Source organism: Tenacibaculum profundi, from assembly GCF_052050075.1.
GTDB lineage: Bacteria > Bacteroidota > Bacteroidia > Flavobacteriales > Flavobacteriaceae > Polaribacter.
In genome coordinates this window covers 1,865,001-1,881,103 of record NZ_CP197225.1, presented here as the reverse complement: position 1 = coordinate 1,881,103, position 16,103 = coordinate 1,865,001, and the positions used below count along the sequence as shown (strand labels likewise).

At 31.9% G+C, this 16,103-nt stretch carries 12 protein-coding genes and 1 rRNA gene (1 of these 13 only partly in view); 7 read left to right on the top strand and 6 right to left on the bottom strand.

The genetic code is table 11. From position 1 onward, the window contains the following. The first annotated feature begins 68 nt into the window (after positions 1 to 68). Both ACSIGE_RS07670 and obgE read left to right on the top strand, forming a co-directional pair. Entirely contained in the window at positions 69 to 1,187 is a 1,119-nt protein-coding gene (locus ACSIGE_RS07670; RefSeq protein ID WP_440882159.1) for an adenylate kinase, read from the top strand. A gap of 54 nt (positions 1,188 to 1,241) precedes the next feature. Further along, entirely contained in the window at positions 1,242 to 2,231 is a 990-nt protein-coding gene (gene obgE / locus ACSIGE_RS07665) for a GTPase ObgE (RefSeq protein WP_440882158.1), read from the top strand. 181 nt (positions 2,232 to 2,412) lie between these two features. On the opposite strand, the gene ACSIGE_RS07660 is transcribed toward obgE, so the two are convergent. The 4 genes from ACSIGE_RS07660 to surE form a co-directional block, all read right to left on the bottom strand. Next, positions 2,413 to 2,922, bottom strand: coding sequence for a C40 family peptidase (locus ACSIGE_RS07660; RefSeq protein WP_440882157.1), 510 nt, complete (start codon positions 2,920 to 2,922; stop codon positions 2,413 to 2,415). Positions 2,923 to 3,011: 89 nt separating this feature from the next. Beyond that, positions 3,012 to 4,124 carry a lipid-A-disaccharide synthase gene (gene lpxB / locus ACSIGE_RS07655; RefSeq protein ID WP_440882156.1) on the bottom strand — a complete coding sequence of 371 codons (1,113 nt, stop codon included), beginning with the start codon at positions 4,122 to 4,124 and terminating at the stop codon, positions 3,012 to 3,014. Between the two features lie 23 nt (positions 4,125 to 4,147). Beyond that, positions 4,148 to 4,435 (bottom strand): hypothetical protein, encoded by a 288-nt coding sequence (locus ACSIGE_RS07650; RefSeq protein WP_440882155.1) that lies wholly within the window; start codon positions 4,433 to 4,435, stop codon positions 4,148 to 4,150. Further along, entirely contained in the window at positions 4,423 to 5,193 is a 771-nt protein-coding gene (gene surE / locus ACSIGE_RS07645; RefSeq protein WP_440882154.1) for a 5'/3'-nucleotidase SurE, read from the bottom strand. Before surE ends, ACSIGE_RS07650 begins: the two co-directional genes overlap by 13 nt. Before the next feature lie 549 nt (positions 5,194 to 5,742). On the opposite strand from surE, the gene ACSIGE_RS07640 reads away from it, so the two are divergent. Beyond that, entirely contained in the window at positions 5,743 to 7,866 is a 2,124-nt protein-coding gene (locus tag ACSIGE_RS07640) for a carboxy terminal-processing peptidase (protein WP_440882153.1), read from the top strand. A gap of 13 nt (positions 7,867 to 7,879) precedes the next feature. Here the strand turns inward: ACSIGE_RS07640 and ACSIGE_RS07635 are convergent, their stop codons facing one another. Beyond that, positions 7,880 to 9,124, bottom strand: a complete 1,245-nt coding sequence (locus tag ACSIGE_RS07635; protein WP_440882152.1) for a mechanosensitive ion channel family protein — start codon at positions 9,122 to 9,124, stop codon at positions 7,880 to 7,882. Positions 9,125 to 9,135: 11 nt separating this feature from the next. Further along, positions 9,136 to 9,846 (bottom strand): queuosine precursor transporter, encoded by a 711-nt coding sequence (locus ACSIGE_RS07630; protein WP_440882151.1) that lies wholly within the window; start codon positions 9,844 to 9,846, stop codon positions 9,136 to 9,138. Positions 9,847 to 10,005: 159 nt separating this feature from the next. Here ACSIGE_RS07630 and fabD point away from each other — a divergent pair, with 159 nt between their 5' ends. The 4 genes from fabD to ACSIGE_RS07610 all read left to right on the top strand — a co-directional run. Beyond that, the gene (gene fabD / locus ACSIGE_RS07625) at positions 10,006 to 10,887 is read left to right on the top strand and encodes an ACP S-malonyltransferase (protein ID WP_440882150.1); all 882 of its coding nucleotides are present in this window, start codon (positions 10,006 to 10,008) and stop codon (positions 10,885 to 10,887) included. 420 nt (positions 10,888 to 11,307) lie between these two features. Then, the gene (locus ACSIGE_RS07620; protein ID WP_440882149.1) at positions 11,308 to 12,360 is read left to right on the top strand and encodes a sensor histidine kinase; all 1,053 of its coding nucleotides are present in this window, start codon (positions 11,308 to 11,310) and stop codon (positions 12,358 to 12,360) included. Positions 12,361 to 12,576: 216 nt separating this feature from the next. Then, complete coding sequence (locus ACSIGE_RS07615; RefSeq protein WP_440882148.1) at positions 12,577 to 13,998, top strand: Ig-like domain-containing protein; 1,422 nt, start codon at positions 12,577 to 12,579, stop codon at positions 13,996 to 13,998. 764 nt (positions 13,999 to 14,762) lie between these two features. Next, positions 14,763 to 16,103: ribosomal RNA gene (locus ACSIGE_RS07610) — 16S ribosomal RNA — on the top strand (it continues 181 nt past the right edge of the window).

Here is a 16,103-nt window from a genome sequence, read left to right as displayed (position 1 = left end):
CAAACCGTTTTGAATAGAGTTCAAAACGGTTTTTTCATTTAATATCAAGAAACTATCTTTGCATTCAGATGGAAATTACAAAAATTCACGATTTATATTTTAAGGAGTATGTCTCTAAAAAAGAAATAGCCAGTATTGTTACTGAATTAGCTGTACAAGTTAAAAATGATTTACCAGAAAATGAAGTTCCTCTTTTTATAGGTATATTAAATGGATGTTTTATTTTTGCGTCTGATTTTATGAGGGCTTTTAAAGGTGATTGTGAAGTGTCTTTCGTAAAACTTGCCTCATACGAAGGAACTTCTTCTACTGATAAAGTGAAAAAATTAATTGGTGTTAATGAGAATCTTGAGGGAAGAACTGTGATTATTCTAGAAGATGTAATAGATACAGGAAATACACTTCAGGAAATATACGAAATATTTAAATCTAAAAATTTAAAAGAATTAAAAATAGCAACACTTTTCTTTAAACCAGACGTCTACAGAAAAGAATTACCAATAGATTATATAGGGAAGAGTATTCCGGATAGTTTTATTATTGGTTACGGATTAGATTATAATGGTTATGGAAGAAATATGCCTGCTGTTTATCAATTAACAACACAACCAAAAATGAAAAATATTGTATTATTTGGTCCCCCAGGTGCTGGAAAAGGGACACAAGCTTCTATTTTAAAAGAAAAATATAATTTAATCCATATTTCAACAGGGGATGTATTTCGATTTAATATCAAAAATGCTACAGAGTTAGGGCTTTTAGCAAAAAAGTATATTGATGCAGGCGAACTTGTTCCAGATAAGGTTACCATTAGTATGCTACAAGATGAAGTAGAAAGACATATTGATGCAAGTGGATTTATTTTTGACGGATTTCCGAGAACTGAATCTCAAGCAGTAGCTTTAGAGAAATTTTTAGCCGAGAAGGGAGAAAAAATTAACGGAATGATAGCGCTGGAAGTACAAGAAGATTTATTAGTTAATCGAATTCTTGAAAGAGGAAAAACTAGTGGTAGATCTGATGATACTGATGAAAGCAAAATCAGAAATCGATTTAATGAGTACAATACAAAGACAGCTATATTGAAAGATTTTTACCGTGAGAAAGGTAATTATCATGGAGTTGATGGAGTAGGTACTATTGAGCAAATTACAGAACGGTTATCAAATATATTTGATAATTTGTAAAATTGTGAAGAGGGTACTTATTAAAGTCCCTTTTTTATTTAAAAAACAATTAAAATGACTGAAGGAAATTTTGTAGACTATTTAAAAATTTATGCTTCTTCTGGAAAAGGAGGTAGAGGGTCAGCACATTTACATAGAGAAAAGTTTGTAGCTAAAGGAGGGCCTGATGGAGGAGATGGCGGAAGAGGAGGTCACGTAATAGTTCGTGGTGATAAAAGTATGTGGACACTATTTCATTTAAAGTTTAAACGTCATTTTAGAGCAGAACACGGGGGAGATGGAGGTAGTAGTAGAAGTACAGGTAGTGATGGTAATGATATTATTATTCCGGTACCGTTAGGTACTATTTTCAGAGATGCTGATACTGATAAAGTACTATTTGAAGTTAATGAACACGACGAAGATGTAGTTTTGCTAGAAGGGGGAAAAGGGGGGAAAGGAAACTGGCATTTTAAATCGCCTACTAATCAGACTCCAAGATATGCTCAACCTGGTTTGGAAGGTCAGGAAGGGTGGTATCGAATTGAGCTAAAGGTACTAGCAGATGTAGGTTTAGTTGGATTTCCTAATGCTGGAAAGTCTACTCTATTATCAGTACTTACCGCAGCAAAACCTAAAATTGCTGATTATGCATTTACAACATTAAAGCCAAATTTAGGAATTGTAGAATATAGAAATCACCAGAGTTTTGTAATGGCTGATATTCCAGGTATTATAGAGGGAGCTTCTGAAGGAAAAGGATTAGGTCATTATTTTCTTCGCCATATTGAACGTAATTCAGTATTACTATTTCTTGTTACGGCTGATAGTGAGGATGTAAAAAAAGAATTTAATGTTTTATTAGAGGAACTAAGAAAACATAATCCTGAATTATTAGATAAAAAACGACTATTAGCAATTTCTAAATGTGATATGCTTGATGAAGAATTAAAAGAAGAGTTATCTGAAGAGTTACCAAGTGATGTTGATACTGTATTTATCTCATCCGTAGCACAAATAGGGCTAATGGAACTTAAGGATAAATTATGGGAGTTATTAAATTAGAAATTTAACCATCAGATAATATATTATAAATTTAAAAATAGTTGTAAATTATGTACAGCTCTTTTTAAATTTATAATATTTAAAGAGCACGATTTTTTAATTATTTTGTATAGCGAATAAAGTTAAACTAATAATTAGTTTTTTTATAAAAACATATGAACAAAAGTTTATATTATATGGATTATTGATGAATAATCCGTTTAGCACTAACAAAAGCCCTTTTCCAATATTTTTCACTTAGATAACTTACTAGAACACCCTTTGAGCTTGTTGCATGGATGAATTGAATTTTTCCTTTTTCTGTTGAAGTTATTAAGCCAACATGATTTACCGTCTTTCTTCGTGATGTTTTAAAAAATAATAAATCTCCTCTTTTAACTTCATTAAGTTTTATGTATTTGCCTTTAGTATACATTAATCTTGAAGAGCGAGGTAAAAGAATTTTTCTTTTCTTGAACGAGGTGAAAATTAAGCCTGAACAATCCATTCCTTTATTACTTGTTCCTCCATACTTGTAGGGAGTTCCTTTGAAAGATACAGCTGTCCAAACTACTTTATCAGCAATAGAGGGGGCTTTATTGAGAGTTTTTGAAGCTACGGGACTATTTTTATTTTCATTTATTTTCTGATAAGAGCCACAAGAATAAAATGATATAAAGATTAGTAAAAAGAGGAGTATTTTTTTTTGCATTTATATTGTTTTTGTGATTCAGTTTTTCAAGAAATTACTTAGTAATTTAAATTATTCTAATGAGAAGGCTATTAAGTTTTTGCAATAGGTCATTTTGTTGCACCTGAAATAATCAGTTTAGCCGTTTTATCTGAAGCCCCTGCTCCTCCCAAACGTTGTTCTAGATCAAAGTAATCAAGAAATAGTTTCTCTCTATGTTTTCGATCTAAAATTAGCTTAAGTTCTTGTTTTAAGTTTTTATATGTAAACTCATCTTGAATTAATTCTGAAACAACTTTTTTTTCCATAACTAAATTTACTAAAGAGATGTATTCTAAAGTAATAATTCGTTTTGCTATTTGATACGATAGGTTGCTAGCCTTGTAGCACACGACCTGCGGTACTTTAAATAATGCAGCCTCTAAAGTAGCAGTTCCAGAGGTTACTAAAGCAGCATAAGAAATACTTAATAAATCATACGTTTTATTTGATATAAAAGAAGCGTCACTTTCATTTATAAATGCTCTGTAAAATTCGAATGACTGACTAGGAGCTCCAGCGATAACAAATTTATAATCGCTGAAGTCATTTATTAGAGATAACATAACGGATAGCATTTTTGTAATTTCTTGTTTTCTGCTTCCTGGAAGTAATGCAATAATTGGTTTTTCCCCCAAGTCATATTCTTTTCTAAATTCGGATTCATTCACTAACTTTCTATTGTCAATTCCATCAATTAGAGGATGACCAACAAATTCTACATCATAGTTGTATTTTTTGTAAAAAGATTTTTCAAAGGGAAGGATGACAAACATTTTATCAATATCTCGTTTAATGGTTTTTATTCTGCCAGCCCTACTAGCCCAAACCTGTGGAGAAATATAATAGTTTGTTTTAAACTCATTTTTTTTAGCCCATTTCGCAATCCTTAAGTTAAACCCTGAATTATCTATAAAAATAATTATGTTTGGATTGAACTTACGAATGTCTTTTTTACAGAATGATATAAAATTTAATATTTTTCTTAGATTCGTGAAAACCTCTGCAAATCCCATAAAAGCTCTCTCCTTGTAATGAACAACAAGATCACCTCCTGTTTTTTTCATTAGATCTCCTCCCCAAAAGCGTATCTCAGCGTCAGTATCAAACTTGAATAATGATTTCATAAGGTTTGCTCCATGAAGATCTCCTGAGGCCTCTCCTGCAATTATATAGTATCTCACTTATTTGGTATTATTTTAAACTACTAAATGATTTTTAAAACGAATGTAAGCAATGCAATACAAATAGTGCCTACTAAAACACCTCTTGCTCTATAATCTTGTTTCTTTTTTAAAAATACAAAGAAGACAAATAAATTAGGAATGGCAGCTAAGGTGATTACAGTACTTATAACACCGCCTTCTTTGACTTTATGATATGTAGACATTAAATCACTTTCAGTGATGTATTGTAAGTAAATAAAAAAACTACAAATAGTAGCAAGTAGCGAAATTAAAACCCCAATACAAACCTCTTTTCTTATAAATCCCATGTGTTTAACTTTTGAATTGCGTGATGAGCAGTCATATCAAATTGTACAGGAACTACGGATATATAGCCGTTTTCTAGAGCCCAAATATCAGTATCTTGTCCTTTATCTTTATTTATAAATTCACCCGTCAACCAATAATACTCCTTTCCGTATGGACTTTTTCTTTTGTCAAAGTTTTCCTTCCAATATCCATTTGCCTGTCTACAAACACGTATTCCTTTAATTTCTTCTTCTTTCAGCTTAGGAATATTAACATTAAGAACAACTCCATCGGGTAAGCCATTTAGAATTACATTAAGCGTAATTTGTTCTATAAATTTTTTAGCAGCCCTGAAGTTAGCATGCCAATCAAAATCTAGTAAAGAAAAACCAATTGCAGGTATTCCCTCAATTCCAGCTTCAACAGCAGCACTCATTGTACCTGAATAAATTACGTTAATTGAAGAGTTTGATCCATGATTGATCCCTGAAACACAAAGATCAGGAATTCTATTTAGTATCTCATTCTTTGCCATTTTAACGCAGTCGGCAGGAGTTCCCGAACAGCTATATTCAATTTGTGGACCTTCGTCAATTGTTATTGGATTACAGTGAAGAACGTTGTTTACGGTAATTGCATGACCCATACCACTTTGAGGACTATCAGGGGCTACAACAACAACATCTCCTATTTTATTCATTATTTCTATTAACATTCTTATACCAGGAGCTGTGATACCATCGTCATTGGTAACTAAAATTAAAGGTCTTTTTTTCATACTAAATCAAGTTTAAAACAAAAGTACATGAATTTTTTTATTGGACTCAATTAAAATTGTTCATTTGAAAAGTTACTTAGGCGAAGAATTTTATTAGTAAAAAAGTGTCAATTTATAATAACAACGAGAGTATACTTGAAAAGTTTTCTAAAGAAATGATATTTATAGTTTTTAACATTTATTAAAGAGTTAATCTTACAATGATTGTGTATTATTGGTGTGTTTTTATGCTAAACATTGAGAAAAATATAGAAACAAAATTTTTGGGAAGTATTCCTTTGTATTCTCTATTTATTCCGATGAATAATGATTGGTTTATATTGAAAAATGGGTAATAAAATTCCTCTATTTTTTTTTAGAACAATATTTTTAAAATTGAGTAAGTCTTATTTTAAATAAAGGATCTTATTGATATTTAGTAGAGTATGAAAATAAAAAGAGAGTTAGCTAATTATTATAATAAAGGCTCTAAGTTAGTAAAAGTGGCATTATTTTAGTAGCTTAGCCAAGGTATATAATATCATTTAATACAAAACGATAGGAGAGTTTATGAAAACGAAATTTTTTATTTCATTTCTTATTTCAGCATTTTTTTATTCAAATATTGTAAGTGCAAATAAGATAGGGAAACAATATAGTGATTCAGAAAAAGATAAAATAATTGTTTATGTCTTAAAAAACATTTTAAGTAGGTATCATTATGTTCAAAAAAAATTAGATGATGATTTTTCAGAACATGTTTATAATGAGTTTATTAATAATCTTGATCCAAGTAAGCGATACTTTACTCAAAAAGATATTCTAGAATTTTCAAAATACAAGTATTTAATTGATGATCAAATAAAAAACACAAATATTGATTTTTATAAGCTTGTCTATAATCGATTTCTAGAAAAAATTGACAAAGCTAAATCTTTGTATAAATTATTATTGAAAGATTCTTTTGATTACAATAGTGATGAGGAAATAAACATAGATTATGAGAAAATACCTTTTGCTAAAAACGATTTAGAGTTACGTGATATTTGGAGAAAGCAATTAAAGTTATCAGTAATTAGTAGAGTAGAGCAATCAGAAAGTGATCAAGATGAAAAAGCCAAAAAAGATAGTATTTTTAAAAAGAAAAGTTTTGCTGAACTAGAAAAAGTAGCAAGAGCGAAAGTTCTAGAAAACATGAATGAATTATACAACCGAATTGATGAGTTGGAGAATTCTGATTGGTATTCCTCTTTTTTGAATAGTATCGTTAGTGGATTTGATCCGCACACTACTTACATGTCACCAAGAGTTAAGAGTAGGTTTGATCAAGATATGTCTGGAAGGTTAGAGGGCATTGGAGCTAGACTCCAAAAAAAGGGAATGTACACACATGTTGTTGAGCTAATTTCTGGTGGGCCCGCATGGAAGCAGGGAGAATTAGAGTCAGGGGATATTATACTAAAAGTAGCTCAAGGAAAAAACGAACCTCTTGATATTGTTGGAATGCGGTTAGATGATGCTATTAAGTTTATAAAAGGTAAAAAGGGCACAGAAGTTAGACTTACGGTGAAAAAAATTGATGGATCTCTTCAAGTGATTTCAATTATTAGAGATGTCGTCGAGCTTGAAGAAACTTTTGTTAAGTCAAGTATTGTTGAAAAAAATGAAAAAACATATGGAATAGTTAATTTACCGAAATTTTATATTGATTTCAATGACCCAGGAAGGAGGGATGCTGCGAAAGACATGGAGAAAGAAATAGAAAGATTAAAGAAAGAAGGTGTTGAAGGGCTGATAATTGATCTTAGAGATAACGGAGGAGGATCCTTACAAATGGCAATAGAAATAGGAGGGTTGTTCATCGATAAAGGGCCAATTGTTCAAGTTAAGTATAGAGGAGAAGCTCCAACCGTGAAGAACGATGTTGATGAACAAATTCAGTGGTCTGGCCCCCTAGTAGTTATGGTTAATGAGTTTTCTGCATCTGCATCGGAAATATTTGCGGCTGCTATGCAAGACTACAAAAGAGGGATTGTTATAGGAGGAAAACAGACCTATGGTAAAGGAACTGTTCAAAACATATTACCAATCAACCGTTTTTATGAACAATACCCAAGTGATTTGGGTTCTCTTAAAATGACCATTCAAAAGTTTTATAGAATCAGTGGAGGGTCAACTCAAAAAGAAGGAGTTTATTCTGATATAGCATTGCCTTCAAGGTATAGTTATATGGAGTTTGGAGAACGTGACTTAAAAGGAGCTTTACCTTGGGACAAGGTAGTTCAAGCCAATTATAAGAAGAAAAATTCGTATAGTAATTGGGAGGAGGTTGTTAATAATTCTCAACAAAGAATATTTAATGATAAAAAATTTAAGAAAATCAGTGAATACGCAAAATGGCTCAAAAGAAATCAAGAAGATAATATACTTTCTTTGAATTACAATGATTTTAAGAGCAAAAGACATAAAAAAGAAAATGAAGGAAAAAGATTTAAAGAGGTTTTTAAATTTGATTCGAATTTGACTTTTAGTTCTCCAAAATATGAGAATGAATTATTTAAAAAAGACACAGTATTAAAAGATAAGCGTTTTGCATGGCATAAAAGCCTTAAAAAAGATATATACATGAATGAAGCATTAAATGTGTTGAGTGAGTTAAAAATGAATAAAGAGTATGCAATTGTAGAAAAATAGATACCAAAATATTCTATTTGTTTAGATGATTTAAATCATTGCCCGTAGGTAATTCAAACGCTTCTAAATCGAAGTAAGAAATACTTGCAAAAATATGATCAAATATGTCAGCCGTAATTCTTTCATAATTTATCCAAGTTTTATCTTTGCTAAAAGCATATACTTCCAATGGCATCCCATTAGGGGTTGATTCTAATTGACGAGTCATAAAGAGAAGTTCTTGATTTATTTTGGGATGTTGCTTTAAGTATTCGTCTAAGTATTTTCTGAATAACCCCAAATTAGTTAAATTACGACCATTTATTAATAGTGATTTGTCAATTTTTTTTTCTGTATTATATCTATTAATTTCTTTTAAAGAGTTGGCTATATAAGGTTTTAGTAATTCGATTTTGTTAAAAGAGCTTAAATCCTCTACAAACTTGATTGAATTTACTTTAATTAATACAGAGCGTTTAATTCTTCTACCTTTTGAATTATTCATTGCTCTCCAATTTTTAAATGAATCTGAAATTAATGAATAAGTAGGAATACTTGTTACAGTATTATCGAAGTTTTTAACGATAACCGAAGCTAAGTTAATTTCAATAACACTACCATCAGCAGAGTACTTTTCCATGGTAATCCAGTCATTTAATCGTACAGTGTCATTGATTGTTATTTGAATACTAGCAACAAAGCCTAATATTGTGTCTTTAAAGATTAAAAGAAGAATGGCAGAAAAAGTTCCTAGTGCTGTTAAAAATCTGTAAAGAGATTTGTCTGTAAGCACAGAGAAAGCAATTACTATAGCTATCATCCATAAGATAACCATAAAAATTTGTACATAGCTCTCAAGTGGTTTGTCTTTGAAAGACGAAAATTCTCTCAAAAAGTCTTTTATCGACAGTAAAATACTTCTAATTAGCCAAACGGTAAATAGAATAATTGCAATAGAAACAACTTTTTCAAAGTATCTGTATAAAAAAGGGAGGTCTTCCAATAAAATATGCAAAGAGGAATTAAACATTGATAATATTATTATCCTAGATATGTTACGAAATACTTTATTTTTAATTAGTAAGTCGTCAAATGAAGTTTTTGTTTTGTATGCTATCTTACCAAGAAACTTCTTTCCAAAAAACCTGAGAAGCTTAAACAAGATATATCCAAAGATACCTATGACTACTAAATTAGTAATTAAGTTTAGGTATATTGAAGCCTCATGAGGAACAAGAAGTTTATCTTTGAAAAAATGATAAAAAAATTTACTGACCATTTTGAATTATATTAGTTGTCAAAATTAGGAATTTCTTCGCCAGGTTTTAAATTAAATTTCTTTCTAAATAAGTATACGGTAATATATAGTAGTGGTGTATCAAGAATTGCAATGATAACCTTAAATAGAACACCACTAACAAATAACCCTAAAAATTTATTCCATTCAATAATATTGAACGAACATAATAGAACTAGAACAGTTAGTGTATCTATGAGCTGTGAAGAAAAGGTTGAAAAGTTATTTCGTAGCCATAAATGTTTTCCTTTGGTATAAGATTTCCAAAAATGATAAATACGAATATCAATAAATTGAGCAGCTAAATAAGCTAGCATAGATGCGAAAACAGCTATTGGGGCAGCACCAAACACATGTGTAAAAGTAGCATCATTTACCTTAGACCATTGTGTTGATGGGGCATGTTGAGAAACATAAATAATAGCTAAAGAAAAAATGGAAGCAAAAACCCCTGCAACAACCATTTGGTTTGCTTTAGTTTTTCCATAAATTTCCGAAATAATATCCGTAATTAAAAATGTTATTGGATAGGGTAAAAGGCCAACTGATATCTCAAAAAGCCTCGTGTCAAAAATTGTAATATCAAAAGGGTACCAATAAAAGAATTTTTGAAAAATTAAATTAGACGTTATTAGAGATGCTACAAATAAAGAGGTTAAAATCAAGTAAATTAAATTTGCTTGTAATTTTTGTTGTGTAGTCATGTTTGATAAAATAGTAATTTTAAAAATTGTATGTTTGCACGAGCAAGTAAAAGTAAATAAAACCTATTTATTAAATGGTTTTTATTAATGCTTTAAACATAATACCTCTTTGTATTAACAAAGGTGTCTCTGCTTAAGTTAAAAAATAATAATAAACAGATGAAAGCATATATATTTCCTGGTCAAGGTGCACAGTTCACTGGAATGGGATTAGATCTTTACGAAAAATTTCCAATAGCTCAAGAGTTATTTGAGAAAGCAAATGATATACTAGGTTTTAGTATCACAGACGTAATGTTTGAAGGTAGTCCAGAGGAATTAAAGCAAACTAAAGTAACACAGCCAGCAGTATTTTTACATTCTGTAATATCAGCAAAAGTGCTAGGAGATGATTTTAATCCAGAGATGGTTGCTGGGCATTCTTTAGGTGAATTATCAGCATTGGTAGCAAACAAAGTTTTATCTTTTCAAGACGGGTTAAGCTTAGTTTCAAAGAGAGCCAAAGCAATGCAAAAAGCTTGTGAAATACAGCCATCGACAATGGCTGCAGTTTTAGGTGTTGAGGATACTTTGGTAGAGAAAATTTGTGATCAAACTGAGGGAGTTGTAGTAGCAGCTAATTATAATTGTCCAGGTCAGTTGGTGATTTCAGGAGAAATAGAGGCAGTTGAAAAGGCTTGTGAAGTTTTAAAAGGACAAGGAGCTAGAAGAGCTATGATTTTACCTGTTGGTGGAGCTTTTCATTCTCCGATAATGGAACCAGCAAGAGAGGAGCTGGCAAAAGCAATTGAAGAAACAGACTTTAAAGAACCAATATGCCCCATATATCAAAATGTGGTAGCAGAGGCCGTAATTACTCCAAAAAAAATAAAAGAAAATCTTATTTCTCAATTAACTGCTCCTGTTAAATGGACACAATCAATTCAAAATATGATTGCAGATGGAGGTTCTGAGTTTGTCGAAGTAGGACCTGGTAAAGTTTTACAGGGACTTATGCGAAAGATAAACCGAAGTATTCCAGCCTCTTCAGCAACTTTTTAGTTTTACTAATTAACTTATAAACTCCGTCAATTAAAAATTTTCGGAGTTTTTTAAATAAGAGCGCTTTTTTGATACAACCTATCGATACATTATCTTCAATTGATGGATAGTTAGCGAATAATTTTATACTTAATTACTTAATTTGTGGCAACATGATTTCGCTATATGTCAAAATGGGATTTTATAAGAGAAGTTGGAAGGTTAGAGTCTTTTGAAATAAAAAACAGTAGTAAGGTACTGTGTTTAATCAGTCCAGGTATTTTTTTTTATTCCCTGTTAATACATTATCTAAATCCAACTCTAATATATATTCCTTTTGCAAGAGAATTTTTTTCAATATTATTTTTGTTCTTAGGGCTTTTGCCCCTAATTAAAAGCAAGATAGTGTTAAACTATTACGGACTTTTAGTGTTCATTCCGATGTTTTTTTTTGAACACTATCTGATTTATATGATGGCTATTAATAATTTCTCAATAGACTATTTATTAGGAGCATATATAGCAACATTTGGAGGTATATTGATGCTCAATAATAGATGGTTAATAATTTTGTTTAGCACCATGCAACTATTTCACATGACTTATCAAGTAATAAGTAATAATGTTAATATCGTTACAGAAGGAGCAATTTTAATATCAATTACTACAATTTTTATTTTCTCATTTATAATTTTAAATGGTGCTATGCAGTATAGGAGAGGGCTCGAGGAAATTAATTTACAGTTAGAATCTAAAATAAAAGTACGTACAAATGATTTAGAAAAAAGAGCCGGAGAATTATTTCGACGAAATAAAGACTTGGAAGAGTTTGCTTATGTGGTATCTCATGACCTGAAAAGACCTCTTCGAAATATTTATACAATGGCAGAATGGGTAACCTCAAAAGAACTATTGGAGGAAAATTTTGTGAAAGAAGATTCTGAAATGCATAAGAATTTATTTATTATTAGAGAACAGGCTGAGCAGATGGATATGTTGATTAACGGCATTCTAAATTATTCTTTGCAGATGGAAAGAGAGAAAGAAATAAAAAAAGTAGTTTTAGAAGACCTTATAAAGAGGATAATTCTTGTTAATAGTTCAGATAGATGTATTATTGAAGTTAAAAACAAATTACCTGATGTTTATTTTAATGAATCTCAATTATTACAGGTTTTTCAAAATCTTATTCAAAATGCGATTAAGCACAACGATAAAGAAAAATCAGTTATTTATATAAATGTAAAGGAAAATTCTGAAAATTATATATTCTCAGTATCTGATAATGGCCCTGGGATAGATAAAAAATACCACCAAAAGATTTTTCAGTTATTTCAAAAATTAGAATTGAAACCACATATTGATTCTATTGGAATAGGATTGGCGTTAGTTAAAAAGATAATAGAAACAAATGGAGGCAGGGTTTGGTTAGAGAGTGATAAAGGTAAAGGAACTGAGTTTTTTTTTACAGTTGTTAAACGGACTAAAAATTAGAAGAACCTTTATTGATATATTTCAAAGGAATTCTATTTAAGTTGTTGATATATAGTATATTTTTGTATTTTTGACGCTTGATAAATAAAAACGCGTATTTGTTTTGAACTTCCCCCAAAAAAATTTGTGATAACAAGTTTTTTTAAAATCAACTTTATATTTCAGTAATATATAGGCGTACAGAAATAATTTTAGTTAAAATAAATAATATTCAAAATGTGGGGGATTGGTAAAAAAAAATGGAAAATAGGATTCTTATTAATTTTATTGTGTTCGTTAATATTTGAGGGAACAGCGCAAAATTGGAGCATTAGTGGCAGGAATGCAGTTGCTATTGTCGATGGTGTAAAAATTATTGTAAAAACCACAAGCCCAGGTTTTGAGCGAAAAGCGATGAATATCAATGGAAGAAATTTTTGGTCTCCTTCTAGTGTAGCTGGAATGACGGGTTTGAGCACAACATTTAATTGGAATAATTCAATAACGTTTGAATTTAGAGATCCAATTACAAATCAATTCATAAATGTTAAGAATCCTGTAATACATGTTGACCATGTTGGAGGTATTCAACATAAAATTTTATTTTATCCTTTTTTTAGGAGTACTTCATATTCATCACTATTAACTTTAAATAATGGATTGTCTTGGCAAAAAATATCTGGAACTTCAGACTTTATTCTAAATAATGGTAATGGTGTTTATGATTCGAGCGCAGGAAACGTTGTAACGGGTGTTCCTTTATCTACAGATATACCATCGGCTGATGATTGGAATTATGCTGCTTCAGGATCATTGAGAATAAATGGTGCCGTTTCTAGTTTTACATTAACAGTTCCTCATTTCAGAGGACCTAGGGCGCCTAGAGGAGATCGTATGAAATTTGCTTTTACTAGTTTGGATACAAATAGAACAATAGCTGTAGATGATTTCTTTACTACTGATTTTGAAAAAAAATTAGAAGGGGCTAATATCAATGTCTTATTAAATGATATTGATAATGAAGGGCATGCTCAGTCAGTTGTTCCTAAGAGAGTTAATACTTCACAAGGAGGAATAGCTATCTTAAGTTCTTCAGGAGATTTAATTTATTTACCTCCTAATGGGTTTTCAGGTACAGATTCTTTCGTTTATGATGTTTGTGATTCTGAAGGAGCTTGTGATCAGGGAAGCGTGGAAATTAAAGTTAATGGGTTTTCTCCGCCGGATTACTTCCCTACTTTATTTTCAGGAAAAACAATAGTATTTGGTGAAAAAGGAAATATTGATTTTTTTATCGCTGTTGCTGAGAGTAATGGGAAAAATTCTAGAAGAAATTTTTCTGTTGAAGTTAGGGTGCCCCATAGTCAAAGTTTTGCTTTTACATTCGATCCAGATTTACTTGATATAAACGGGGTAGCCGTAGATAACTCAGATTGGTCTTATAGCTTTGATTCTGATCTTCATAAGTTTGAATATATTGCTAATGGGGGAGTTTTTTTAGGTGGAGGATTGTCTAGAATTGGTGTTAAAGCTGTGTTTAATTCACCAACTAATTCTTCAGGAAAAGTCCCCTTAAAAGTTACGATTAAATCGGACTCTGGTGGACAGACTAATAGGAGGAATGATAGTGATCAAGATATAATAGAGTATAAAAATTAAAATATGGACCTGATTAATAAAATAAAGGGCTCTTGATAGTTATTTGATTAATAATTAATTGATTTTTTTAAGTTAGCATAGCTAATTAAGTATTTTGTTATATTGTTTGAAGAATAAAGCTTATGCTTTTTTTAATTTTTAATTTTTGATTTTAAATTTTAATTCATATTCAGTAGCTTTCAATAAAGTTTACGTATTATTTAAAATATAAGTAATTGGTATTAAGCTGTTTTTTTGTTTGGTTTAAAAAAGGTTAAAAAAAGTCTTGTTAGAATAAAAAATGGTTGTATGTTTGCAACCGCTAACGTGAAAACGCATAGTAAAAGAGTTAGCAAGTTCATTGATTTAGCGTGTTGTTTTAGAGTTATAAAGGGGGTAAGATAATTAGTAATTGTCTGCTTTTTTTTAGTTTGTTTGAGGTTTTAATTTGACTTCGGCTGTTCTGAAAAAAAAACTAAAAAAACTTTCAAAAATGTTTGTTATTTTTAAAAAAGTTTTTAGTTTTGCATCCGCTTACGGAGAGCGATACGATCACAGAAATTTTGGAATGATAATTAGTTTATCAGTTAGTTCGATTCTAGCATTTCTACAAGAGTTTAATTTGAGATATTGATTGAGATTATATTAATTATTTTGGGTTAACAAGTTCATTGAAAATATTGAAATTGACAGCGTAATTAGAGTAGAATTACCACGGTAAGCTTTAGGGTTTACCACTTGAAAATTCTTTTGAAGACTTGACATTAAATAATATTAAAGATTATACAATGAAGAGTTTGATCCTGGCTCAGGATGAACGCTAGCGGCAGGCTTAACACATGCAAGTCGAGGGGTAACAGGAGTAGCTTGCTACTTGCTGACGACCGGCGCACGGGTGCGTAACGCGTATAGAATCTACCTTGTACAGGAGGATAGCCTTTAGAAATGAAGATTAATACTCCATAATATATATGATTGGCATCGGTTGTATATTAAAGATTTATTGGTACAAGATGACTATGCGTCCTATTAGCTAGATGGTGAGGTAACGGCTTACCATGGCAACGATAGGTAGGGGGTCTGAGAGGATTATCCCCCACACTGGTACTGAGACACGGACCAGACTCCTACGGGAGGCAGCAGTGAGGAATATTGGTCAATGGGCGCAAGCCTGAACCAGCCATGCCGCGTGCAGGAAGACTGCCCTATGGGTTGTAAACTGCTTTTATACGGGAAGAAACAGTCGTACGTGTACGACCTTGACGGTACCGTAAGAATAAGCACCGGCTAACTCCGTGCCAGCAGCCGCGGTAATACGGAGGGTGCAAGCGTTATCCGGAATCATTGGGTTTAAAGGGTCCGCAGGCGGTCAATTAAGTCAGAGGTGAAATCCTACAGCTTAACTGTAGAACTGCCTTTGATACTGGTTGACTTGAGTTATACGGAAGTAGATAGAATGTGTAGTGTAGCGGTGAAATGCATAGATATTACACAGAATACCGATTGCGAAGGCAGTCTACTACGTATATACTGACGCTCATGGACGAAAGCGTGGGGAGCGAACAGGATTAGATACCCTGGTAGTCCACGCCGTAAACGATGGACACTAGTTGTTGGATTTAGATTCAGTGACTAAGCGAAAGTGATAAGTGTCCCACCTGGGGAGTACGATCGCAAGATTGAAACTCAAAGGAATTGACGGGGGCCCGCACAAGCGGTGGAGCATGTGGTTTAATTCGATGATACGCGAGGAACCTTACCAGGGCTTAAATGTGGAATGACAGGGCTAGAGATAGCTTTTTCTTCGGACATTTCACAAGGTGCTGCATGGTTGTCGTCAGCTCGTGCCGTGAGGTGTCAGGTTAAGTCCTATAACGAGCGCAACCCCTATCGTTAGTTGCTAGCAGGTAAAGCTGAGGACTCTAGCGAGACTGCCGGTGCAAACCGTGAGGAAGGTGGGGATGACGTCAAATCATCACGGCCCTTACGTCCTGGGCCACACACGTGCTACAATGGTATGGACAATGAGCAGCCACTATGCGAATAGGAGCGAATCTATAAACCATATCACAGTTCGGATCGGAGTCTGCAACTCGACTCCGTGAAGCTGGAATCGCTAGTAATCG

Bases quoted from the DNA above. Each gene is read 5' to 3' on its own strand.
- ACSIGE_RS07670 (WP_440882159.1), top strand. From the start codon at position 69: ATGGAAATTACAAAAATTCACGATTTATATTTTAAGGAGTATGTCTCT.
- ACSIGE_RS07630 (WP_440882151.1), bottom strand. From the start codon at position 9,846: ATGACTACACAACAAAAATTACAAGCAAATTTAATTTACTTGATTTTA.
- ACSIGE_RS07615 (WP_440882148.1), top strand. From the start codon at position 12,577: ATGTGGGGGATTGGTAAAAAAAAATGGAAAATAGGATTCTTATTAATT.
- ACSIGE_RS07620 (WP_440882149.1), top strand. From the start codon at position 11,308: ATGTTTTTTTTTGAACACTATCTGATTTATATGATGGCTATTAATAAT.
- fabD (WP_440882150.1), top strand. From the start codon at position 10,006: ATGAAAGCATATATATTTCCTGGTCAAGGTGCACAGTTCACTGGAATG.
- ACSIGE_RS07650 (WP_440882155.1), bottom strand. From the start codon at position 4,435: ATGGGATTTATAAGAAAAGAGGTTTGTATTGGGGTTTTAATTTCGCTA.
- ACSIGE_RS07635 (WP_440882152.1), bottom strand. From the start codon at position 9,124: ATGGTCAGTAAATTTTTTTATCATTTTTTCAAAGATAAACTTCTTGTT.
- obgE (WP_440882158.1), top strand. From the start codon at position 1,242: ATGACTGAAGGAAATTTTGTAGACTATTTAAAAATTTATGCTTCTTCT.
- surE (WP_440882154.1), bottom strand. From the start codon at position 5,193: ATGAAAAAAAGACCTTTAATTTTAGTTACCAATGACGATGGTATCACA.
- ACSIGE_RS07660 (WP_440882157.1), bottom strand. From the start codon at position 2,922: ATGCAAAAAAAAATACTCCTCTTTTTACTAATCTTTATATCATTTTAT.
- ACSIGE_RS07640 (WP_440882153.1), top strand. From the start codon at position 5,743: ATGAAAACGAAATTTTTTATTTCATTTCTTATTTCAGCATTTTTTTAT.